Raw genomic sequence first — 22,956 nt, forward strand, 5'->3', positions numbered from 1 at the left:
CGATCCTCCCCGGCCCGTCTTCCCTGGCCATACTCCTGCCTCGGCGCGTCACTCTTCCTGTGAACACTATGAACGCAACCGAGACACCCGTCACATCGGCTGGCACTGTTGTCGGGTACAGAACTACCGCGGCCAGCAGTCGCGCGCAATCACATCCACCGACGGGTGAGGTTGCGAACAGCATTTGGAGGAATCATGGCAATGTCGCCACAACAGAAGGGCGGCTCCTTCGACAAGGAGATCGCCGCCGCGGCGAACGCTCCTGAACCGGGAGCCCCGCAGCGGAAGAAGGATCGCACTCACTGGCTCTACATCATGGTCATCGTGGCCGTGTTCGCCGGTGCCGCCATCGGGCTCATCGCCCCCGAGGCGGGAATCGCACTCGAACCGCTGGGCAAGGCGTTCGTCGCGCTCATCAAGATGATCATCGCCCCGGTCATCTTCTGCACCATCGTCCTCGGCGTCGGCTCCGTGGCGAAGGCGGCCACCGTCGGCAAGGTCGGCGGACTGGCCCTCATCTACTTCCTGGTCATGGCGACCTTCGCCCTGGTCATCGGCCTCGTCGTCGGCAACTTCATCCACCCCGGCGATGGACTCCACCTCCAGCCGTACGAAGAGGCCTCCGGCGGTGAGGAGACCGGAATGGTCGCCTTCCTCATGAGCCTCATCCCCGGTGACATCCCGGTGCTGCCGACCCTCGTGCTCGCACTCCTCGTCGGATTCGCGCTGCAGTCGATGGGCAAGGCCGGCGAGCCCGTGCTCACCGGAATCAAGCACATCCAGGCCGTGGTCTTCAAGCTCATGATGATGATCATGTGGGCCGCTCCCGTCGGTGCCTTCGGTGCGATCGCTGCGGTCGTCGGCAAGACCGGCTGGGCCGCAATCGGAGCGATGGCGACCCTCATGGGCGCCTTCTACCTCACCTGTGCGCTGTTCATCGTCATCGTCCTCGGCGGTCTGCTCAAGATCGTCACCGGTCTGAACATCTTCCTGCTGCTGAAGTACCTGGCCCGTGAGTTCCTGCTCATTTTCTCCACCTCGTCATCCGAATCGGCCTTGCCGCGCCTCATCGCGAAGATGGAGCACGCCGGTGTCTCGAAGCCGGTCGTCGGCATCACCGTGCCCACCGGCTACTCGTTCAACCTCGACGGCACCGCCATCTACCTGACCATGGCTTCGCTGTTCGTGTCCTCGGCCATGGGCATGCCGATGTCGATCCCCGAGCAGGTCTCGCTGCTCGTGTTCATGATCATCGCGTCGAAGGGCGCCGCCGGAGTCACCGGTGCGGGCCTGGCTACCCTGGCCGCGGGTCTGCAGTCGCACCGTCCCGAGTTGCTCGACGGCATGGGCGTCATCGTTGGCATCGACAAGTTCATGTCCGAGTGCCGTGCACTGACGAACTTCACCGGCAACGCCGTGGCCACCCTGCTCATCGGCAAGTGGACGAACGAGATCGACCTCGACGTCGCCCGCGCCACCCTGTCGGGTGACAACCCGTTCGATGAGCTCTCGCTCGAACCGGATGCACACGGTGCCCCCGCCGAGGCGGCTCGCCCCGCTGAAAGCGAAAAGGTCACAGTGCACTGACCTTCGGTCGCTCCCCCTCCACAACCACCACGGGTGCCGATGTCCTCATCGTAAGGACGTCGGCACCCGTGGTGTTTCGTCTCCCCTCGCCGAGGCGGGGGCGCAGTATCGTCATGTCATCGGCTGACGCCCTGGCGGGTTCACAGCGGTCCTCCGGGCCGCCGGGAAACTAATTACATCTCAGGCGGTCCGCTGCGTGTTCCCGTGCCTGGTTGATGACCGTGGAAGCGATGTCGTTCGGGTGTGATTCGGGGAGCCAGTGGGACGCGCCCTCGAGAGGGACAAAACGATAAGGCCCTTCGACGTAGCGAGCGCTGAGCTCTGCGGTTGCGCGGGAAAAGGCAATATCCTCGCTGCCCCAGATGAAGCTCGTGGGCACCGTGATGGGAGTGCTCGGCGTCCGATCACGGCCATCCATCGCCTCGTAGTACTTGAGCACGAACAGAAAAGCCCGTGGCTCACTGAATCGCGCAACATAGGAGGCTGCGAGGTCGTCGGGGACGGCTCCGCCGTAGAGGTCGAGCAGCTTCTTCCCGTCATCGCGCAGCAACGTTCGGGCCACTCCTTCCGGGTGGTCTTGGATCGACCGCATATAGCCCATGCGTTCGTACTGGTCGTCGTCCGTCTTCAGCTGTTTGCCCAGCGCTCTGGGATGCGGGGTCGACACGACGGTGCAGGTGTGCAGGCGCTGCGGGTGGTTCGCGGCAAAGGGCCAAGCCACCAGTCCACCCCAATCATGACCGACGAGGTGGAAGCGTTCGAGTCCCGCCGCGCGGGAGACTTCGTCGAGGTCGGCGACCAGGCGCGCTATCGTATACTCCCCGACTGAATCCGGGCGTACTCCCGGTGAATATCCTCGCTGGTCGTACGCGAACACACCCATACCCTGCTCGAGGAGCAGCGTTGCGGTCTTCTCCCAGCACGAGGCGAATTCAGGCCACCCGTGCAAAAGGACCGCGTCACTGAGGTCAGGATCCTGGTGCGCGGGCGTTGCTCGGAAAGCGGCGAACTCACCCTGGTCAGTGGACACAGTCATAGCTTCGGCGGCGGCAGTCGTCGGCAGCTCTGCCAAGCGCGCGGCCACGGATGCGTTGTCGAACGGGGCACCGTTGTAGGGCTGGGACGTCGTCGATGTTGCCATGGGTCAGCCTCCTCGCTGATCAAGATTCATTCGCGGCCCGGTGACTACTGTTTGCGACGGGAGCCGTCGGTGGGGATGCCCAGCGCGTTGATCCACAGTTTCGTCGCAGTCTCCACGATCAGTTCGTCACTGCCCCAACCCGGTTCCTCGACCGCATATTTGAAGTACGCCATCCGACCGACCATGGCCGAAAGCGCCCGAGCGGACATGAGGGGGTCGAGGCTCGGGTCCACATAGCCTTCGTCCTGGAGCTTTTGGATCCACCGACAATTGCGTTCAGCGAAGGCCCTCGCCCGGTCCAGACGCAGTCGACGGAAGTTCGCGTCGATCGCGGCAACTTGTTCGAGCAGCAACATCAGCTTCGCATTGCGCTTATACGACTCGACGTAGGCACGATGTCCAGCTTGGAGCTGCTCGACGACGGTGCGCTCTTCGTCGCTGCTGTGCGGCGGGCCCGGGTGGAGCATGTCCTCCTGAGCCTCATTGAGCACAGCGGCGAAAGCCTGCTCCTTGCTGTCGAAGTAGGTGTAGAACGTGCCCGTGGAGCACTTGGCCTCTTTGGTGATGTCGGTCAGCCGAGAATCGATGAAACCATCACGTTCGAACACGACTCGAGCGGCGGCGACCAGGGCCGCTCGGGTGCGGATTCCTCGCGTGGTCGTCGGCATATCACGCAGAAGTGCGCCATCCACGAGCGTGGGCAGATCCTCAGCTGAATCTTCGGTCATCGACATGACAGCCAATCCTACAATCCATCTCTTCGGTGCGAACTCGGTGAGTGTGCCTCATGATGCCAATCCGCTCTCTCCCGCGCAACGGCCCATCCCTGATCGATGAGTTCCTGGATGTCACGCGCTGTGGGCACGCCATGGGCTGCAGCATTCTCAGGGTTCTCCGACACCCGACGACGGATGCCCTCGGCGATGATCGCGATCTTCCACAGCCCCAGTGTGTGCCAGAAACCGAGTGTTCGCCCGCTGCGGCCCGATGCCGCCAGGTATTCGGCAGCGATCTCGGCCCGGGTCGGGAATCCGTCCACCGCCGTGGGGGCTAGGGGTTCATCGGGCGTCTCGCCGGCCTGAGTCCAATACGCCAACGAGCTGCCCACATCGGCCAGCGGGTCACCCAATGTCGCCAGTTCCCAATCGAGAACAGCCCGAATGTCACCGGTGGCGTCGTCGATGATGACGTTGCGGACGTGGAAGTCGCCATGGACCAGAGTGATCTCATCCGGGTCGGGCAGGTGCTCGGTCAGCACCGTCGTCAGTGCGTCGAGATCCGGGCGGTCCTGGGTCCGGCTCTCCTCGAGTTGGCGGCTCCACCTCTTCAGCTGCCTCGGCGCGTAGGGCTTCCGCGAAGCCAGGTCACCCAAGCCCACGGCGTCGATATCAACGACGTGGATCTTCGCCAGGGTCCGAGCCAGTTCGAGACCGAGACGTCTGCGTACTTCGGGGGCGAGCTTGCGCGCGGCCTCCTCATCGTCGATGACGGTTCCCTCGACATGTTCCATGATGACGACGGGGACATCGGCGACCGCGGGATCCTCACAGACTCCGACGGTGGCAGGCACCGGCACTCCGGTCGACTGCAGTGCGGAGATGATCCGAAACTCGCGGGCCACGTCATGGGCCGAGGCGAGGAGATGTCCCAGCGGGGGCCGACGGGCGATCCAGGACCGGCCCGCCTCGTCGTCGATACGGTAGGTGAGATTCGACTGCCCCTGACCCACACGGGCACCGCGGAGCGAACCGGTCACCGGTTCGCCCGCGTCCCGCATCCAGCCGGCCAGGCTCGGCAGATCGAGTTCGACGCTCATCGAGACTCCCGTGCGTTCTTCCTGCGCCGCAGTTCACGCCGCGCGATCGAACGTTTGTGGACTTCGTCGGGGCCATCGGCCAAACGCAGGGTGCGCTGATGGGCGTAGAAGCTGGCCAACGGAAAATCGTCGGTGACTCCGCCGCCACCGTGGACCTGGATCGCCCGGTCGATGATCTTAAGCGCCATGTTCGGGGCCTTGACCTTGATGGCCGCGATCTCCGTGGCCGCTTCCTTGTTGCCGACCGTGTCCATCATCCACGCAGCCTTGAGCACGAGGAGGCGGGTGGCTTCGATCTCGACGCGCGCCTCGGCGATCCAATCCTGGATGTTCGCCCGATCTGCCAGCGGCTGCCCGAAGGTGACCCGCTCCTGAGCACGATCGATGAGCAGGTCGAGGGCCCGTTCGGCCATCCCGATCGAGCGCATGCAGTGGTGGATGCGGCCCGGACCCAGCCGGGCTTGGCTGATGGCGAAGCCATCGCCCTCACCGGACAGCAGCGCAGTCTTCGGCACTCGCACATCCTCGAACACCACCTCGGCGTGGCCTTCCCGGTCGAGGTAGCCGAACACCGGCAGTCCCCGGACCACGGTGATGCCGGGGGTGTCTTTGGGGACGACGAGCATCGACTGCTGCCGGTGGGTCTCGGCGTTCGGGTCGGTCTTGCCCATGACGATGAAGACCTGACAGTTGGCGTGCAGAGCGTTCGAGGCGAACCATTTCCGCCCGTTGAGCACATAGTCGTCTCCGTCGGGAACGATGCTCATCTCGATGTTCGTCGCATCGGAGCTCGCCACCGCCGGTTCGGTCATGCAGAACGCTGAGGCGATCTCACCGTTGAGCAGCGGTTTGAGCCACTTCTCCTTGTGCTCGTCGGTCCCGAAGAGCGCAAGGACCTCCATATTCCCGGTATCGGGTGCGTTGCAGTTGATGGCCTCTGGGGCGATCTCCGCACTGCGTCCTGTGATTTCGGCAAGATGGGCGTACTGAAGGTTCGTCAGTCCTGCTCCCCATTCGTCGTACGGCAGAAACAGGTTCCACAGTCCTTGGGATCGAGCCTCACGCTTGAGGTCTTCGAGGACGGGAGGGTGGAAGTTCGGGTCCCCAGCCTCGGCCCGTTGCCGGTGGTAGACCGGCTCAGCCGGGTAGACGAAGTCGTCCATGAAGGCGTTGAGTCTGGCCTGATAGTCACGAGTCTTCTCATCTGGTGCGAAGTCCATTGTTCCTGCTTTCTCGGATGATTCCTGGCGTATGTGTGGTTTCAGCCCTGGTGGTCGTTCGTATCGGCTCTGCCGGCCTCTCCCCTGACTTCGAGGACGACCTTGCCGCGCACAGATCGGGAGTCGATGAGTTCGAGAGCCTCCGGTGCCCTCTCCAGTGGGAGCACGGTGTGGATGGCCGGATCGAGTGCTCCTGAACTCAGATGTGGCCACAGCGTCTCCCACTGGGTGACGACCATATCGGGGCGTCCGGCCAGGGCCGCGCCCCAGCCCACTCCGGCCACGGAGATGTTGCCCAGCAGCAGACGATTGACCTTGACCTCGGGAATGGATCCTGCGGTGAATCCGAGGACCAGGAGTGTGCCGAAGGTCTTCAATGTGCGCAGCGAATCCGTGAACCGCTCACCGCCGACCGGGTCGGCGACGAGGTCGACTCCGTCGGGGAGCAGGTCCTTGACCGTGTCTTTGAACCGTTCGGCCAAGACCACATGAGAAGCGCCGAGGCTGCGCACCGTCTCCGCCTTCTCCTCGGTCGAGACCACGCCCACGACTTCTCCGCCGTAGGCGCGGGCGACCTGGACGAGGGCGCTGCCGAGTCCGCCTGCGGCGCCGTGGACGAGGACCGTCTGACCCGGTTCGAGTCTCCCGCGCACGCGCAGCGCGAAGTCCGCGGTCAGTAGGTTCATCGGCATTCCTGCTCCTGCGGTCAGCGATACGGACTCCGGAAGCGGGAGGACGCTGGCCGCCGGGACGACGATGGACTCCGCGTAGGCCCCCGTGTTCGCCACCCCGACGACGCGGTCGCCGACGCTGAGACCGGTGACGCCTTCGCCCAGCTCACGCACGGCTCCGGAGATTTCCGACCCCACTGTGTAGGGCAGCGGCGGCTGCATCTGGTACTGCCCGCGAGATTGGAGCAGTTCGGGGAAGGTCACGCCGGCATAGGCGACGTCGATGAGGACCTCGCCAGGCCCGGGTGTCGGAGTTTCGACGTCGCGCAGTTCGAGGGAGCCGGGGCCGTCGGTGGCTCTCAGCTGCATTGCTCTCATGATGGTCGGGGTCCTTTCGTTTGGGTTCGCCACGTGGGTGATGCTGTCAGGGCGGTCGATCGGGAGCGGATCTGGGCGGGGCAGCGAGTGAAGCCGTCAGCGGGGCGGCCGACTGGGTCGTCGTCGAGGACGTCAGAGACGAGACGAGGCGACGACACCGCCGTCGACGGCGATCGTCTCTCCCACGACGTAGTCGCCGGCCCGGGAGGCGAGGTAGGCCGCGACTCCGGCCATGTCCTCACTGGTGCCGATTCGTCCTGCCGGGATCTTCGTCTTCACCTCGTCGCCGTGGTCGCGGGCGTCCTTGTTCATCTTCGTGCCGAAGACCCCGGGAGCGATGCCGCTGACGATCACTCCGTCCGGGGCCAGCCGGGAGGCCAAGCGTTTGGTCAGGTGGATCACCCCGGCCTTGGACGCGTGGTAGCTGTAGGTCTCAAGCGGATTGGGTCGGATACCGTCGATGGAGGCGACGTTGATGACCTTGGCGAGGTGGCTCCCCGAGCTCGCGGCGGTCCGCAGGTCGGGCGCGAGTGCCTGTGTGAGGAAGAACATCGCCTTGAGGTTGAGGTCCATGACCTTGTCCCACCCGTCCTCCGGGAACTCGTCGAACGGGGCGCCCCAGGCGGCGCCGGCGTTGTTGACGAGGATGTCCAGACTCGTCTCGTGCTCACGGAGCCGGGCCACCACCGAGGCGAGTCCCTCTTTCGTCGAAATGTCTCCGGGCAGGGACACGCAGGTCCCCTGTTCGGACAGTTCGGCGGCGGTCGCGTCACAGGCCTCGGCCTTGCGGGCGGTGATGTAGACGCGCACGCCCGACTGCACGAATCCCTCGGCGATCATCCGGCCGATTCCGCGCGAGCCACCGGTGATCAGCGCACTGCGCCCTTTCAGCGCAAACAGTGTCGACATGTCCATGGAAACTCCCTTGTTCAGATGTCTGCTTCGTGTTCGGTGAAGTAGCCGATCGATTCGGCGACGCAGATCGGCTTCTCGATCCCCTCGGCTTCGAAGATCTGAGTGGTGGTCACCTGTGCGGACCCGGTGCCGCGTGCATCGACGGCTGAGACCGTCGCCCGCATGCGCACGTTTGAACCCACTGGTCGAGGCTGCGGGAACCGCACCTTGCCGTAGCCGTAGTTGAGACTGTGCGCGAATCCGTCGAACGCCATGAGCTCCTCCATGAACCCCGGCCCCAGCGACAGGGTGAACAGTCCATGACCGATCGTGCCGCCGAAGGGACCAGCGGCAGCACGTTCCTCATCGACGTGGATCCACTGGTGGTCGTTCGTCAGGTCGGCGAATGAGTTGATGTCGTCCTGGATCAGCGTGTGCCAGCTGGTCGGACCGATTTCCTCACCGACGAGCGATTCAAGGTCGGCGATGGTCGTGGGCCTGATGGGAGTCGTCATTGTCTGCCTTTCGTGGGTACGACGGGTCACGCGCGGTCCGTGAAACCCGAATCATCATCGTATTTGAAATTGAGTTCAGATTCATTAGTCTGAGACTAGCCGTGTGTGCTGGGTCACTTCAAGGTGGAACAGAAACATGTCTCACGGCAGGGACGTCTACGCAAAGGAGCGGCACCCATGACAGAAGTCCAGACCGTCACCGGCACCATCGACAGCAGCGAACTCGGCCGAACCCTCGTCCACGAGCACATCTTCGTCCTCAGCGAGGAGATGCGGCAGAACTACGACACGGCCTGGGACGACGAGGAGAAGATCGCCGATGCCGTCGCCAAGCTCAATGACCTCAAAGCCGCGGGGATCGATACGATCTTCGACCCGACGGTCGTGGGTCTCGGTCGCTACATCCCCCGGGTCCAGAGAGTCGCCGAGCATACCGACCTCAACATCATCGTGGCCACCGGCCTCTACACATTCACCGACCTCCCCCACCAGTTCGAACATCGCGGCCCGGGCCTCCTCATCGACGAACCGGAACCCCTCGTGGGACTGTTCGTCCGCGACCTCACGGAGGGCATCGCCGACACCGGCGTCAAGGCCGCCTTCCTCAAATGCGCCATCGAATCCCCCGGACTCACCGAGGGAGTCGAGCGCACGATGCGGGCGGTGGGTCAGGCGAGCGCTCAGACCGGTGCTCCCATCACCGTGCACACCAATCCGGCTACCGGCTCCGGCCTGGTCACGCAGCGTGTGCTCAAGGAAGAGGGCGCGGATCTGGAGAAGGTCATCATCGGCCACTCGGGCGATTCGACGGATCTCGACTACCTGTCCCAGATCGCCGAGAACGGATCGTTCCTGGGCATGGACCGGTTCGGCATCGATGCCTACCTGCCGACCGAACCACGCGTGGACACCATCGTCGGACTCGTCCGTCGCGGCTATGCCGAACGCATCACCCTAGCCCACGATGCGGCGTGCTATATCGACTACTTCACTCAGGAAGAGAAGGCGCAGATCCAGCCGAACTGGCACTTCCGCCACATCAGCGACGACGTCATTCCGATGCTGCTGGACAAGGGCGTATCCGAAGACGATATCGACACGATGCTGGTGAAGAACCCGCGCCGTTACTTCGAGTAATACCCATCGACCATATGCACTGAGGGACCATTGTCGACGATGAGGGGAATCCCATGTCAGTCCACGCACAAACCATCAATCCGCAGGTGAAACCGGACAAACACGCTGGGTTGAGAACTGCCGGCCTCGTCGGCTCCTCGATCGAATGGTACGACTTCTTCCTCTACGGCACAGCGGCCGCACTGGTCTTCCCGCAGGTATTCTTCCCTGATACGAGCGGAGTCACCGGAACGCTCCTGGCGTTCTCGACCTTCGCCACCGGTTTCATCGCGCGGCCGGTCGGCGGGCTCGTCGCCGGCAACTTCGGAGACAAGATCGGCCGCAAACCCATGGTGGTCATCGCCCTGCTGGGCATGGCTGTCTTCACCTTCCTCATCGGCTGCCTGCCCTCGGCCGGGAGCATCGGCCTCATGGCCCCTGTCCTGCTCGTCACGTGCCGATTCATCCAGGGCATCGCCTGCGGCGCCCAGTGGGGCGGGCTGGCGCTGCTGCTCAGCGAGTCCGCCGGGCCCAAGCACCGAGCATTCTCGGGCTCGTTCATGCAGGTCGGCGTTCCCACTGGAGCCCTGCTCGGCAATCTGGCCTTCGTCATCGTCTCGTCCGCGGTCGATGAGGCGGCCTTCGTATCGTGGGGCTGGCGGATCCCGTTCTGGGCCACGGCGCTGCTGGTGCCGATCGTCATGTACATCCAGCTCAGAGTCGAGGACTCCCCCGAGTTCAGACAGCTCGAGAACGAGGTGTCTGCGGCCAAGCCGAAGGTCGTGCAGGCACCGCTGTGGCAGGCCATCAGATCGCACTGGAAGACGATACTGCTGGCCGCGGGCACACTGTCGGGAACGAACTGCGTCTTCTACATCACGATCGCCGGAGCCCTGTCCTACGGCACGAGCTACCTGGGTATGGACTACGGGCAGATGCTCATCGCCGCCATGCTCTCCTGCGTGTTCGGCATCGCCACCATTCTGATCGGCGGCAGGCTCGCCGATAAGATCGGTCGCCGTCCGGTCATCATCATCGGTGGCGTCGGCCTGCTGGCGTGGGCGTTCCCCTATTTCGCCCTGATCAATACGACGGACATCGTCCTCTTCGCGGTCTCGATCAGCGTGGCCAGCGTGTTCCAGTCACTCATCTACGCCCCGATCGCCGCGTACTTCGGCGAATTGTTCGCCCCGCAGATCCGCTTCTCCGCGGTCTCTCTGGCCTATCAGCTCAGCGCGATCGTCGTGTCGGGCTCGACGCCCATCGTCATGACGTGGCTGATCGCGAAGATGGACGGATCGACGCTGGGGATCACGCTGTTCGTGTGTGCGATGGCGCTGATCACCGTCGTGTCGACGCTGGCCTTGAAGGAGACGAACCCGAAATCCGTCAGGCAGTCCCCGACGGCCGTACCCGGTGAGCACCTGCGCACGGAGACCGTCGCGGCCCAGCCTGCTTAATCGGCCCAGTCTGCGTAGTCGGCTCAGCCCGCAGCCCCGCTGCCACGCAGCTTTGCCTGGTAGCGGCGCATCCCGCGGATCCAGCGGTCATAATCCGAGCCCTTCATCCGGTACATATCGAGGACTTCGGGGTGGGGCAGGATGAGGAAGGTCTCGGCTTCGACGGCGGCCATGACCGCCTCGGCGACCTCTGCCGGTTCGAGGACGTTGCCGGCCTCGGACACGGCCCGCTGGGCGGCGAGTTCCTCTGCACTCAGAGAGTCGGGGTCCTCGCCCCACAGGATCTTCGTGTTCACTCCCATCGGGGCGAGCACAGAGACACCCACGCCCTCGTCGCCGTAGGTCACCGACAGCCATTCGGCAAAAGCGAGTGCGGCGTGCTTGGTCACCGAGTAGCCGGCCTGCCCGATCTGAGTGAGCAGTCCCGCCGCCGAGGCGGTGGCCACGAAATATCCTTCCCCGCGAGTCTGCCACCGGGGTACGAGCCGTTCTGCGGCGCGGATGTGCGCCCGCAAGTTGATGTCGAGGATGCGGTCCCAGTCGCGTTCGCCGCCGATGCCGGGGGCTCCGGCAATCCCGGCATTAGCGAAGTAGAGCTCGACGTCGCCGAGCTCGCTCTCGGCGGCGGCCAGCAGATCGTCGACGCCTGTTGCCGTGGAGACGTCCCCGGTCCAGTGCGGTTGGCCCAGTTGCGTCGCGGTGTCCGCGACCGCCTCAGCGAGGTCGGCGAGCATGCTCATTGCGCCCACCTGCCCGGAGTTCCTCATCGAGTTCTTCGGTGCGCACGCTGCCGGGCTGGTGGTCGTCGCCGTCAATCCGCTCTCGACGGTCAGGGAGCTCGACTACATCCTCGCCGACTCGGAGGCCCGCGTGCTCGTGGCTCACCCTGCTTCGGCCGAGGCAGGGAAGACCGCGGCTGCGCAGCACGATGTCGGCTTCCGGACCCTGGCCATCGTCGGCAATGAGGGTCCGCGCGCCGAGGTGGGCGCCGAGTCCGATGTCACCGTCGATCGTGCCGATTTCGCCTGGGATGACCTCGCCGCGCTCCTCTATACCTCGGGCACGACGGGCAAGCCGAAGGGGACGATGCTGACCTTGGGCAATTTCATTTCGGCCACCGACATCGTCCGCGAAATGATCGAGGCCACCCCGTCGGATCGGTCCGCGACCGGTCTGCCGCTCTTCCACGTGTTCGGTCTGGCGGCCGTAACGCTGCCGGCGATGAGTGCCGGTGCACCGGTGACGCTCTTCCCCCGTTGGGATCCGCAGGCCTTCATCGATTCCCTCGCCGAGGATGAGACGACCATCGTCTCCGGCGTACCGACGATGTGGATGTCCGTACTGGCGAAGGCCCCCGAGGGCGACGCACCGGACCTGCGCATCATCAGCTCGGGAGGCGCCTCGATCGCCGCCGAGGTGGTCCGTCGGGTCGAAGATCGCTTCACGGCACCGCTGGCCGAGGGCTACGGGCTCACGGAGACGTCCGGGCTGGGCACGTTCAACCCGCTGCACGGGACGAGGAAGCCCACGAGCGTCGGTCCGGCGGTGCCCGGTTTCGAGGTCAAGACCGTCGACCCCACCAGCGGCGATGAGCTGTCTGCCGGCGAGGTGGGTGAGGTACTGCTGCGGGGACCCGCAGTCATGGCCGGCTACTGGAAGAAACCCGAGGCGACCGCCGAGGTGCTCGACGCCGAGGGCTGGTTCCGCACCGGCGACCTCGGCCGGGTGGACGAGGACGGGTACCTCTTCATCGTCGACCGCATCAAGGACCTCATCATCCACGGCGGATACAACGTCTACCCGCGCGAGGTCGAAGAGGTCCTCTATGAGATCCCCGAGGTCGATCAGGCCAGCGTCGTGGGCACCCCGGACGAGAAGTACGGTCAGCAGGTGACGGCTGTCATCGCCCGCACCCCAGGTTCCGACCTCGACGCCGATGAGGTCGAGCGGTTCTGTCGGGAGAATCTCGCCGCCTACAAGATCCCGCGGATCATCGAATTCCTCGACGAACTCCCCAAGGGACCCAGCGGCAAGATCCTCAAGCGCGAGATCGTGCGCATGTTCACCCCGAGCACCGAGGCGGGCTGAGGCAGGCGGGCGCCATCGTCGGCATCGACAAGTTCATGTCCGAGTGCCGTGCGCTGACGAACTTCACCGGCAACGCCGTGGCCACCCTGCTCATCGGCAAGTGGACGAACGAGATCGACCTCGACGTCGCCCGCGCCACCCTGTCGGGTGACAACCCGTTCGATGAGCTCTCGCTCGAACCGGATGCGCACGGTACGTCGACCAATGCCCCCGAGGCGGCTCGCCCCTCTGAAAGCGAAAAGGTCGCCGTGAGCTGACCTTCGGTCGCTCCCGCTCCACACCATCACGGGTGCCGGTCTCCTCATCGTGAGGACGTCGGCACCCGTGGTGTTTCGTCTTCCTTCGCCGAGGCGGGGCGGCAGATTAACGCGATGGCTCAAGTATCCGCGGTCCCGGAAACCGGCCTTGAACACCAAAATGTAGCACCTGAAGACTCTGTTATATCCATGCCACACTCGCTACAATTGAGGTGAGGAGAAAGGGGCTGCTATGACTGCACAGGCGCACCAACCAATGGACCCGAATAGGCAGGTAGATTTCGACGGCCTCAGTCCCCACGAAGTTCAGAACGCCATCCGCCTCTACAAACAGCGCAAACGACTCCAGGTCTCCGGTCGCAACACGCTGCGCAAGCACATCGACGAGGACTACGTCGACAATGCGCAGATCGTTTCTGGAGCGACTCAGCGCCAGGCGGTCCGCAGTGGTGAGATTCGCAAGCGGCTCCTCGAAAGTGAAGGTGCGGCCACCTACTCGGCCGTGGCTGACATGCGCGACTCCAACGAGAAAGCCGCACGTCAGTGGGTGCGGCGACAGCGCCACGAAAAGAGGCTATTCACCGTCGAGGCACAAGGGCGAGTCCTCGTGCCCGCCTTTCAGCTCGACGACGACGGCGACCTCGACAAGGCGGTCAGCAGAACCATCGTCCAACCGCTGCTCAAGGCCGGCGTCCGACCGTGGGCAATCTGGGCATGGAGTACTCGGCCCACTGGACTGCTCAGCGGGCGGATCCCCGCCAAGCTGGTCCACGAGAAACCAGAGGTGGTTGAGAACTCGGTCAAGGTTCACATCGATGACCTCGACTTCCCAGCCGGCGCATGAGTCGCGCGTTCAAACCCGAAGCCCTGACCTGTCCGGAGCCGACGACGTGCACGGTGGCGATCGGAGCACTGACTGGCCTTGCCAGCAAAGGCCAGCTGCCGTCGACGACCATCCCCGCAGACACAGCCTGGAGTCGCGTCTATGACTCCCGTTTTGGACGCACGGAGTTCAACCCTGGGTTCGGCAACGCACGATTCTCCCCGTTCGACTCCGAATTGGGCGGGAACCGTGTTGCTGCGATCTACCTCGCCGAAACCCCGGAGGCTGCCCTCCTCGAAGGAAGCCTTCGGGATGTCGACGTAGACGGCATTCCGGAGGCTGAGGAGGAAAGCTTCCACGGACTTCTGCACGTCGAACTGCTTGCTTCGGAAGAGATTAAGGTTGCTGACCTTCGTGATCCGCAACTGGATGACCTTGGCCTGAAGCGGACAGCGGTCTCGTCCAGCCCCAGCCAGCATTACCCCTGCACTCGCGCTGTCGCCAAAGCCATCCATGCTTCGCCTCAGAATTTCAGCGGCATCATCTGGCATTCCCGGCAGGCTGAGGTCAGTCGATTGCCCCGGGTGCCAGTCATTGTCCTCTTCGAAGAGCGTCTGGCCCGAGGCCGGGACGCCTTCCGTCTCAACCCGGGACGGGACTCCATCGGCTCCCTTTACGAAGGCGAAGGGCGCGTGCAGCTCGATACGCTGCTGGACCGACTCGGCGTATCCATCGTGGACTATTGGGACTGATGACGGCCGGAGTAGCCAACTCGGACGAATCGCGAAACGCCACGGACTTTCATGGCGTCTTCGATCGTTCGGAATCAATTTGCTTTGGACGGTGACGTGAGAGAGCAAATCGCGTAACGAAATCCACCGACGCGATCAGACATTCTTATTGCATATCGGTCGCCTCGCTCAGTAGCCACGTTCGCCTCCGGACAGCGGCGCCGAGGCCGCATCACTCATCTCGCGGAGGATGTCCATGAAGGCATCAACGCCCAAGGGGTTGCCCCGAAGATTTAGTGCAGTCTCCAGACGCTCCATATAGCCGAATGCTCCAGTGCACATACCCACTAAGCTACAGCGCAGTCCTAAGTAGTACTTTGGAGTTCGGCTTAACTGCGCCACGGGCAGTTCACTGGAAAGGCGCGGGGTTAGATGACAACGTCGGTCAGCTACGATGGTTTCAGTCGCCCGGATGAGCGAGTTGTCACTCTTATCCCTAACCTCTCGCTCCCTGATCTTCACTACTTGCCACTTCCCCGAGCGACTCACCAGAAATAGTTCGCAAAGTCGCTCGTTTTGCCTGTTGTAGAAGATTCTCGTCCCGCCAGGCAACCCGCTCTTCCCATTTGTCGAGTGACAGCAGTTCTCGGCGCTGCAGCTCGACCTTCTCCACAAGATCCGGAGTCCATTCCGATTGGTCGCCACGTTCCATACCCATTCGGTGGTAGGCGGGTCCCATCTTCTCTGCGTGCGCGGCAATTCCACCGCGAGTATTGAGATCTACTGTTTCGAATGGGCCCATAAACGACCAGCGGCGCCCCAAACCTTCCCGAACGACGGCATCGACATCATCGACGGATGCTATGCCGTCTCGAACCAGAGAATAGGCCTCACGGAGCACCGCACCCTGAATCCGATTGAAAATGAATCCCTCGACTTCCTCCTTCACAAGTACCGGAGACAGTCCTGCCGAACGATACAAGGCGCTCGATCGGCTCACGACAGCGCTGCGGGTCTTCGGATTAGGAACGAGTTCTATGATCGGAATAGCAAACGGCGGGTTGCCTGGATGCGCCACCAGCGTTCGGTCCAAGGCATCCGAATCCTCCGCTGAAGTTGAGCTGGGCATAAATGATGAGGATGACGCGAGGACAGTCTCAACGTCAGTGAGTGACGCAATTTCGCGAAACAATGTCTGCTTCAGTTCCACGTTTTCCGGCGCACACTCTTGAACAAGCACAGCTCCCGGCACCGCTGTAGTGGGTTCCGAGTGGATCGAAACGAGATTCTCAATCTCCGCTATAGGCGTATCGAGCAAATCGTGCGCGAGCAGAAGTTGCAACTTCGAATTCACTTCAGCAGGAAGCTTCGAGCGACGCACTTCACTCGGCTCCACTAGCTTCACTTCGATGCCGGCCTTGGCAAACACAACGGCAAACGCGACACCAATGGAGCCTCCGCCGATGACTGCAACATGACTCTCGCCGAAAGGACCGTCATTCTGCTGCTGATTAGGTCTCACAACTGCACATCACTTCCATTTGTTTCCAGATTCTCACTACGCACTCTGGCATTCGAGCCACCTGCCGAAGATGGTTAGACTGACTCCACAATTCTCGGCACCGCCGCGTCGTCGGCAATATGTCGAAGTAGATAGCTTCTCTCGGGATCCGTGAGCGGTCGAGGCTGCCCGTCGGACCGGTCAAGGACAACCAGTGTGGTTTCAGCCGTGAATCGATTGCGATCCGCCTGCATTCCCGAGTAGCACAAGGTGAATGATGTACGTCCAATTCGCTTGACTGAGATGCTCACCTCCACGTCACAATCAGCCGAAAGCGGTCTCTGGAACTCAACATGGAGTGAAACTACGACCTTGGGCGTGTCGAAAGATACGAGACCTTCGACAGCCGCATCTTTGTTCAACCACTGGATTCGAGCTTCCTCGACTAGCGTGACGATCTTCGCGTTATTGACGTGTCCGTTGATGTCCTGATCGGACCATCGCACCGGAACTGCCACGAGGTACTTGCCCATACCGATTACCAACTTTCTTCGGGTCCACCCAACAGTGTCATATATAATATATGAATGTGCAGAAATAACTGACCTCACAGAGAAAGCAGACGATAGTCAGGCGATAACGGCCCGAGAGAAAATTCCTTGCCGGTCAAGGTCATCAAGCACTGATCGCATTGAGACTCGCTCATGCTCGAACATTGCCGCATACGCATCCGCAGGGCGCCGGTCGATCACCGCCTGAAGAATTCCTTCATGCTGTTCAAGCAACATGGCCGACATCCCTTCGATCCTGGCATAGAACCGCTTCGGAACGTACTTGAGCACACTGAGAAGTACCCACGTCAGCTTAGATGAATCGGCAGCCCGGTTGATGATCCGATGAAATTCATCATTCGTGTGCTCCACGAGCTCGTAGTCGCCGCGAGCAACTGCGTCTCGCATCTTTTCATGAACCTCGGTCAGGCGCTCGACATCCGACTGAGTCATTCCCGCCGCCGCCCGCTCAGCCAGGCGGCTCGACACTTGCGCCAGGAGATCATAGAGATCCTCGAAATCCCGGCGGTTCAAAGCTGACACAACGAAGCCTCGGCGCTCAGCGTGGCGCACGAACCCTTCGACATGCAGACCCATAAAGGCCTCACGGACAGGGGTCACACTGACTCCCAGCTCCTGCGCAACTTCCTCTAGGCGAAGGTGCTGACCAGGCGAATAGGTGCCGTCAAGAATTTCCGCCCGAATGTGCTCGGCGATGTGATTGCTCAGCTGCTTCTGCCTGAAGCCAGCGGGAGTCTTGGAGTTCGCCACCGTCATGCTCATATCTCTTCGTTTGCTCTTTCGTTTCGTAGACACTCTACGTTGCCGCCTCTCTGCCCGCGCTTCAACGCGGCAGCCGTACTGCACGAACTGTCGGATTTGAGCCCACAGAACAGTCGATTCCGCTATGGGTCTTTTCAAATCCGTGTCTTCATATATTATATATGGTTAGAACGTAAGCGCCGCTGTTCGCGGTGTTCTGCCAACACGACGTCAGTCAGGATGAGCTGAGAGTAGGACGACATATGAGTTTGATGGAGGAAAAAGTTGCCGTGGTCACGGGAGCAGGGCAAGGCATCGGTAAAGCGATCTGCGAAACTTTCGTCGCCCATGGGAGCGCCATTGTTGTTTCCGACGTCAACGGCGACGCAGCTGAGGCAGTGGCGGAAGCAGTGCAGTCGCAAGGGGGCAAAGCGATCGGTGTTCGCGCCGATGTCACCTCCGAAGCCGACGTCGAGCGTCTGATCTCAACCGCAGCCTCCGAGTTCGGCCAAATCGACGCGATGGTCAACAACGCAGGCATCACCCGTGACTCAACAATGCGGAAGATGACTACGGAGCAGTTCAGCCAGGTGGTTCAGGTCCATCTGCTGGGATGCTGGCTTGGCACTAAGTACGCATCGCACGTCATGCGGGCACAAGGCCATGGCTCGATTGTGAACATGTCGTCGATTTCCGGAAAGGTCGGCAACATCGGACAGACGAACTACGCGGCGGCGAAGGCCGGCATTGTTGGTCTCACGAAGTCTGCGGCCAAAGAAGTCGGTTTCAAGGGCGTCCGAGTCAACGCGATACAGCCCGGACTCATCAAGACCGCGATGACAGCGGCGATGCCGGAAGATATTTTCGCGGAGCGTGAGAAGGAGATTCCTCTCGGCCGCGCAGGACTGCCTGCTGACATCGCGAACGCCGCTCTCTTCCTCGCTTCGGACCTTTCGGAGTACATCACAGGAACGGTATTGGAGGTCGCCGGTGGTCGTCACATCTGAGACTGAACAATGGCAAGATGCGGTTGCTTCGGCCGTCCGGAAAGCCAGAGACAACCAGGAAGCAATCTGGCCATCTCACATTCCCAGAGAGTTTCCCCAGGAGCTGGCCAACCAGGCATTCATCGACGTATTTCAAGAAAGAGTGCGTCAGATTCCAAATCGCGTTGCCATCCAGTTCTATGGCACTGCGATCACCTATGAAGCTCTTGATGGGTGGAGCAGCAGCATCGCCGGATGGTTGATGCAGCACGGAGTCCGCCGTGGAGCGCGAATAGGGCTGTTCATGCAGAACTGTCCACAGTTCATCGCTGTAATGCTCGGTACCCTTAAAGCCGGTGCTGTCCACGTACCGATCAATCCGATGTTCAAGCGCAGCGAGTTGGAGTACGAAACGCAGGATTCGGGAGCAGAAATCATCGTCTGCTCCACCGAACAACTGAGCGTTGTGAACGATTCGCAGTTACCGTCGGTCCGAGAGATCGTTCCGATCGCTATCGGTGACCTGCTGCCCGAGTCACCAGAGCTGCAGCTCCCCAAGTCCTTGCAGTCGCATACGCCGGTTGAAAGCGGCACGCCAAGCCGCTGGGCCGAGCTGGTTTCAACGGAGCTGACTGATCCGGTTGCGGTCGATCCGCACTCTGTAGCGGCCCTCAACTACACCGGAGGAACCACGGGAGTTCCCAAGGGTTGTATGCATACTCAAGCGAACATGCTTGTTGCCGCACATAACTGCGCATTGGCCTGGGGCTTGATCGGTCAGGAAGCAACCGACGCGGAAGCTGTCCTGGCATTCACTCCGATTTTCTGGATCTCCGGAGAGAACAACTGCATCCTCGCTCCGCTCTTTGCCGGAGCAACGATTGTGCTGCTGACACGATGGGATCCTGTAACCGCGCTCCAAGCAATCGAAAAGTTCGAAGTCACTGCCATGAGCGGAGTTGTCGAAAGTTATCTGCAGCTGCTCAGTCTGACTACGGACGCACCTCGCCAGCTGGAGTCTTTGCGACATCTGCGCGCGATGTCATTCTCGAAGAAGCTTTCGATTGACATCCGTCGCTATTGGGAAAGCGAAACCGGAGGCGGCAGCGTGCTCCGCGAATCGAGTTTCGGTATGACCGAATCACACACCTCCAATACGTTCACCACGACCTTGGAAATCGATGACTACGACCTCAAGAGCGAACCGGTCTTTGTTGGTCTGCCCATGCCAGGTACTGATGTCATCGTGGTCGATCCAAGTACTCGTTATCCTCTGCCACTTGGCGATTCCGGCGAAATCGCTCTGCGCTCACCATCGAACTTCATCGGATACTGGGACGCTCCTGAGAAGACTAAAGAGACTCTCACCGATGGTTGGGTATTCACCGGTGATACCGGCCGTCTTTCCTCAGACGGGACTCTCCATTACCTCGGGCGGCAGAAGGAAATGCTCAAGGTCAACGGTATGAGTGTTTTTCCCTCAGAAGTTGAGGTCCTCATGGCGAGGAATCCGAAGGTCGAAGATATAGGCGTTGTCGGTCACCCCGATGAAAAGACCGGACAGAGCGTGCACGCCTACATACGAGTCACGCCGGGTGAGACCACCGACGCGCAGGAACTCGAACTCTGGGCGCAGGAGAACATGGCGACCTACAAAGTACCGACCGTCCACCTCATGGAGTCGTTGCCGAAAACCGCCACTGGAAAGATTCGAAAGAAGGATCTGCCCAATGGCGCAATTGGCTCCACCACAGAAGATTGAAAGCCTGACGATGCTCACACAGAATCAACTCACTTATGACGACCTGACCGTCGGTGACGTCCTTGGTCGCTTCTCGACTGATTTCACTCGGGATACGGTCGACGCCTTCGCCTCAATCACGGACACGACCACTCGCATCTACCGAGACTGCTCTCCAACGCTCGCCTACGACACATTGCACGCGGTGAAGGCCTTCGTCGAACTGCCTCAGGGCACTGTGCATTCGAAAGAGGCGGTAGAGTTCCATGCCCCGATCTCTCCGCACCTCGAGTGCGTAATCGCCGTCTCGGTTGCAGACGTCAGCGTACGACGGGGGAAACAGACGATGTGCCTCCGATACGACGTGTACTCAGGGTCAACGCTGGCACTGACAGCTTTGAAGACATTCGTTCTACCGGGAAAATCCGATTTGCCGGACACCCCGTCACCGGCATCAACCGGTGACCTCGGCCTCTTCACCGAGGCGCAGTCTACCGCTGAGCCGTCTGGCTTAGCTCTCCCGACCGAGGAGATCGTCGTCTCACAGGATCTCCTCGACGACTTCGGTCGTGCCACCGCCACAGACGGCCCCATCCACACTGACCCTGCAGTGGCCACTCCGCTCTTCGGCGGCACCATACTTCAGGGCATGTACCTATTCGAGACGGCATCGCAGATGATGACGTCCCTGTCCTCTCCCCCGGAATGGCTCAGCAGCGGCCGGCTCGCGGCAAAGATAGTCGGAAGCAGCATCACAGGAGAAACTGTGCGGGTGTCAGCGCGGCTGCTTCAAGTGACGGCCGGGCCGACGAATCGAGCAGATTGCGCTATCACCGCAACCACCGATACCGGTCGAACTGTCTTCGTCGCTAGAGCAGACGCTCCGATGTCGGTTTTCAATTTGGTCGAAGAGGTACCACATCATGGCTGAGCAACTACTTGACAGTGCCATCCACATCACCGAAATACGGTCGCTTATCGGCCACAAACTCGGCCCTACTCGCCCTACGGTTTTGGACCAGGAACGAATCAACCTCTTCGCTGAGGCCACAGACGACTACCAGTGGATTCATACTGATCCCGCCCGCGCTGCTGAGACAGAGACCGGATCAACGATCGCACACGGCTTCCTTATTCTCGCCCTCGCGGCCACAGTCAACCAGGAACTCGTCCTGATCGAGGGAACGTCCAGTCGGGTCAACTACGGCCTCAACAAGGTACGGTTCATTTCCCCTGCTCCAGCGGGCACACGCGCGAGGGGATTTACAACATTGAAGTCGGTCAAGTCGGTGCCGTCCGGCACACAGTTGGTCTTCGACATCGAGATCCGCGGTGATCAGATCGAGAAGCCTCTCTGTGTCGCAGAGTTCATCTCGCTCGCTCCAGGCATTCACCTCGAGCAGGAGCCGACAGCATGACGCGAATCGCGGCAGACGACGCAGTCATCGTTTCTGCTCTACGTTCGCCGATCGGTCGAGCGCACAAGGGGTCTATGACTGCAGTCCGTCCTGATGATCTGGCAGCTCAGGTTGTCGAGGCCGCGCTTGCCCTCGTTCCCGAACTCGATCCAACCCACCTCGACGACCTCATGATGGGTTGCGGCCAACCTGCCGGAAACTCAGGGTTCAACATCGGTCGGGTTGTCTCCGTCCTATTGGGGCTGGATGCATTGCCGGCTACGACAGTGCACAGATATTGCGCATCATCGCTCCAGACAACACGCATGGCTTTCCACGCTATCAAGGCCGGCGAGGGCCACGCGTTCGTCTCTGCCGGAGTTGAAACCGTCTCCCAGGCCGGTCACGGTACCGCTGACTCATGGCCAGCAACAAAGAACTCAAAATTCGACTCCGCCATGGAACGTACCTCTCAGCTCGCATCCGGTCAGGGCCCATGGACAGATCCGCGGAGGTCTGGTGAGGTGCCTGATGTCTACATCGGAATGGGCCAGACCGCCGAAAATGTCGCCCAGCACTTGTCCATTTCCCGTGCAGAGCAGGACGAGTGGGCGGTTCTCAGTCAGAACCGTGCTGAGGCTGCCGTGGATGCCGACTTCTTCTCAGATGAGATCACACCGATCACTGTGCCAGGAGGAAGGACCGTCGAACACGATGACAGTCCGCGCAGAGGCACTACTCTGACCAAAGTCAGTCAACTCCAGCCAGCTTTCCGAGCAAACGGAACGGTGACGGCCGGAAACTCCTGTCCATTGAACGACGGAGCAGCCGCGTTGGTCATCGTCAGCGGGGCCAAGGCGCAGCAACTTGGACTCATTCCACTAGCACGGGTCGTCGCCACAGGCGTCTCGGGTCTTTCACCGGAGATTATGGGGCTCGGACCGGTCGAGGCCAGTCGTCGCGCACTCGACCTTGCCGGAATGACTATGGATGATATGGACCTCGTCGAAATCAACGAGGCATTCGCTGCGCAAGTAATCGGATGTCAACGACAGTTGTCCATCGACGCGGAAAAGCTCAACGTCAACGGGGGCGCTATCGCCCTGGGACATCCCTTTGGCATGACCGGCGCGCGCATCACCTGCACTCTACTGAACGGTCTTCGGAAAACTGACCACCAGTTCGGCCTCGAAGCCATGTGCACTGCTGGTGGGCAGGGCATGGCGATGGTCCTCGAACGTCTCTCGTAATTCGCACCACGCCACCGCACCAGCAGATGAGTGCACGCTCATCTGAAGTCTGAGAAAGGACAACTGCAATG

General features: G+C 61.5%; 23 protein-coding genes and 1 pseudogene. 12 read left to right on the plus strand and 12 right to left on the minus strand.

Going from position 1 to position 22,956, the window contains the following annotated elements; genetic code table 11:
• Positions 1-201 precede the first annotated feature (201 nt).
• A complete protein-coding gene (locus tag HK353_RS13225; RefSeq protein WP_217278464.1) occupies positions 202-1,587 on the plus strand; it encodes a cation:dicarboxylate symporter family transporter in 1,386 nt (461 codons plus the stop codon).
• A gap of 169 nt (positions 1,588-1,756) precedes the next feature.
• On the opposite strand, the gene HK353_RS13230 is transcribed toward HK353_RS13225, so the two are convergent.
• The 7 genes from HK353_RS13230 to HK353_RS13260 form a co-directional block, all read right to left on the minus strand.
• Entirely contained in the window at positions 1,757-2,728 is a 972-nt protein-coding gene (locus HK353_RS13230; RefSeq protein WP_173156833.1) for an alpha/beta fold hydrolase, read from the minus strand.
• 44 nt (positions 2,729-2,772) lie between these two features.
• Entirely contained in the window at positions 2,773-3,462 is a 690-nt protein-coding gene (locus tag HK353_RS13235; RefSeq protein WP_173156834.1) for a TetR/AcrR family transcriptional regulator, read from the minus strand.
• Positions 3,463-3,473: 11 nt separating this feature from the next.
• Positions 3,474-4,544, minus strand: coding sequence for a phosphotransferase family protein (locus tag HK353_RS13240; RefSeq protein WP_173156835.1), 1,071 nt, complete (start codon positions 4,542-4,544; stop codon positions 3,474-3,476).
• Positions 4,541-5,764, minus strand: a complete 1,224-nt coding sequence (locus HK353_RS13245) for an acyl-CoA dehydrogenase family protein (protein ID WP_173156836.1) — start codon at positions 5,762-5,764, stop codon at positions 4,541-4,543. The genes HK353_RS13240 and HK353_RS13245 overlap by 4 nt, the downstream gene beginning before the upstream one ends.
• Before the next feature lie 41 nt (positions 5,765-5,805).
• Positions 5,806-6,813: an NADPH:quinone oxidoreductase family protein gene (locus tag HK353_RS13250; RefSeq protein WP_173156837.1), complete on the minus strand. Its 1,008-nt coding sequence runs from the start codon at positions 6,811-6,813 to the stop codon at positions 5,806-5,808.
• 132 nt (positions 6,814-6,945) lie between these two features.
• The gene (locus tag HK353_RS13255) at positions 6,946-7,728 is read right to left on the minus strand and encodes an SDR family oxidoreductase (protein ID WP_173156838.1); all 783 of its coding nucleotides are present in this window, start codon (positions 7,726-7,728) and stop codon (positions 6,946-6,948) included.
• A gap of 14 nt (positions 7,729-7,742) precedes the next feature.
• Positions 7,743-8,222, minus strand: coding sequence for a MaoC family dehydratase (locus HK353_RS13260; protein ID WP_173156839.1), 480 nt, complete (start codon positions 8,220-8,222; stop codon positions 7,743-7,745).
• Between the two features lie 177 nt (positions 8,223-8,399).
• On the opposite strand from HK353_RS13260, the gene HK353_RS13265 reads away from it, so the two are divergent.
• Positions 8,400-9,359, plus strand: coding sequence for a phosphotriesterase family protein (locus HK353_RS13265; RefSeq protein ID WP_173156840.1), 960 nt, complete (start codon positions 8,400-8,402; stop codon positions 9,357-9,359).
• Between the two features lie 53 nt (positions 9,360-9,412).
• On the plus strand, positions 9,413-10,798 hold the full coding sequence (locus HK353_RS13270) for an MFS transporter (RefSeq protein ID WP_173156841.1): 1,386 nt from the start codon (positions 9,413-9,415) through the stop codon (positions 10,796-10,798).
• 23 nt (positions 10,799-10,821) lie between these two features.
• On the opposite strand, the gene HK353_RS13275 is transcribed toward HK353_RS13270, so the two are convergent.
• On the minus strand, positions 10,822-11,538 hold the full coding sequence (locus tag HK353_RS13275) for an SDR family oxidoreductase (protein WP_245396006.1): 717 nt from the start codon (positions 11,536-11,538) through the stop codon (positions 10,822-10,824).
• Between HK353_RS13275 and HK353_RS13280 the strand changes: the two genes are divergently transcribed.
• The 4 genes and pseudogenes from HK353_RS13280 (at position 11,531) to HK353_RS13295 (ending at position 14,718) form a co-directional block, all read left to right on the plus strand.
• The gene (locus HK353_RS13280) at positions 11,531-12,886 is read left to right on the plus strand and encodes an AMP-binding protein (RefSeq protein ID WP_173156843.1); all 1,356 of its coding nucleotides are present in this window, start codon (positions 11,531-11,533) and stop codon (positions 12,884-12,886) included. The genes HK353_RS13275 and HK353_RS13280 overlap by 8 nt on opposite strands.
• 8 nt (positions 12,887-12,894) lie before the next feature.
• Positions 12,895-13,143, plus strand: a pseudogene (locus tag HK353_RS13285) (C4-dicarboxylate transporter DctA); the annotation flags it as partial.
• Positions 13,144-13,375: 232 nt separating this feature from the next.
• Positions 13,376-13,987, plus strand: a complete 612-nt coding sequence (locus HK353_RS13290) for a hypothetical protein (protein ID WP_173156844.1) — start codon at positions 13,376-13,378, stop codon at positions 13,985-13,987.
• 53 nt (positions 13,988-14,040) lie between these two features.
• Positions 14,041-14,718, plus strand: a complete 678-nt coding sequence (locus HK353_RS13295) for an RES domain-containing protein (protein WP_173156845.1) — start codon at positions 14,041-14,043, stop codon at positions 14,716-14,718.
• Between the two features lie 168 nt (positions 14,719-14,886).
• Here HK353_RS13295 and HK353_RS13300 read toward each other — a convergent pair whose 3' ends face one another.
• From HK353_RS13300 to HK353_RS13315, 4 genes are all read right to left on the minus strand, one after another.
• Positions 14,887-15,039 carry a hypothetical protein gene (locus tag HK353_RS13300; RefSeq protein WP_173156846.1) on the minus strand — a complete coding sequence of 51 codons (153 nt, stop codon included), beginning with the start codon at positions 15,037-15,039 and terminating at the stop codon, positions 14,887-14,889.
• Positions 15,040-15,193: 154 nt separating this feature from the next.
• A complete protein-coding gene (locus tag HK353_RS13305) occupies positions 15,194-16,219 on the minus strand; it encodes a 3-hydroxyacyl-CoA dehydrogenase (protein WP_173156848.1) in 1,026 nt (341 codons plus the stop codon).
• A gap of 74 nt (positions 16,220-16,293) precedes the next feature.
• Entirely contained in the window at positions 16,294-16,731 is a 438-nt protein-coding gene (locus HK353_RS17615) for an acyl-CoA thioesterase (RefSeq protein WP_173156850.1), read from the minus strand.
• A gap of 96 nt (positions 16,732-16,827) precedes the next feature.
• Positions 16,828-17,526, minus strand: a complete 699-nt coding sequence (locus HK353_RS13315; RefSeq protein WP_217278465.1) for a GntR family transcriptional regulator — start codon at positions 17,524-17,526, stop codon at positions 16,828-16,830.
• A gap of 248 nt (positions 17,527-17,774) precedes the next feature.
• On the opposite strand from HK353_RS13315, the gene fabG reads away from it, so the two are divergent.
• From fabG to HK353_RS13340, 5 genes are read left to right on the plus strand one after another with little or no spacing between them, the layout of a single operon-like run.
• Entirely contained in the window at positions 17,775-18,518 is a 744-nt protein-coding gene (gene fabG / locus HK353_RS13320; RefSeq protein WP_173156854.1) for a 3-oxoacyl-ACP reductase FabG, read from the plus strand.
• Entirely contained in the window at positions 18,502-20,259 is a 1,758-nt protein-coding gene (locus tag HK353_RS13325; protein ID WP_173156856.1) for an AMP-binding protein, read from the plus strand. The genes fabG and HK353_RS13325 overlap by 17 nt, the downstream gene beginning before the upstream one ends.
• Entirely contained in the window at positions 20,228-21,169 is a 942-nt protein-coding gene (locus HK353_RS13330; protein WP_173156858.1) for a hotdog family protein, read from the plus strand. The genes HK353_RS13325 and HK353_RS13330 overlap by 32 nt, the downstream gene beginning before the upstream one ends.
• On the plus strand, positions 21,162-21,656 hold the full coding sequence (locus HK353_RS13335; protein WP_173156861.1) for a MaoC family dehydratase: 495 nt from the start codon (positions 21,162-21,164) through the stop codon (positions 21,654-21,656). Before HK353_RS13330 ends, HK353_RS13335 begins: the two co-directional genes overlap by 8 nt.
• The gene (locus tag HK353_RS13340) at positions 21,653-22,885 is read left to right on the plus strand and encodes an acetyl-CoA C-acetyltransferase (RefSeq protein WP_173156863.1); all 1,233 of its coding nucleotides are present in this window, start codon (positions 21,653-21,655) and stop codon (positions 22,883-22,885) included. Before HK353_RS13335 ends, HK353_RS13340 begins: the two co-directional genes overlap by 4 nt.
• Positions 22,886-22,956: the final 71 nt, after the last annotated feature.

This window comes from Brevibacterium permense, assembly GCF_013280495.1.
Lineage (GTDB): Bacteria > Actinomycetota > Actinomycetes > Actinomycetales > Brevibacteriaceae > Brevibacterium > Brevibacterium permense.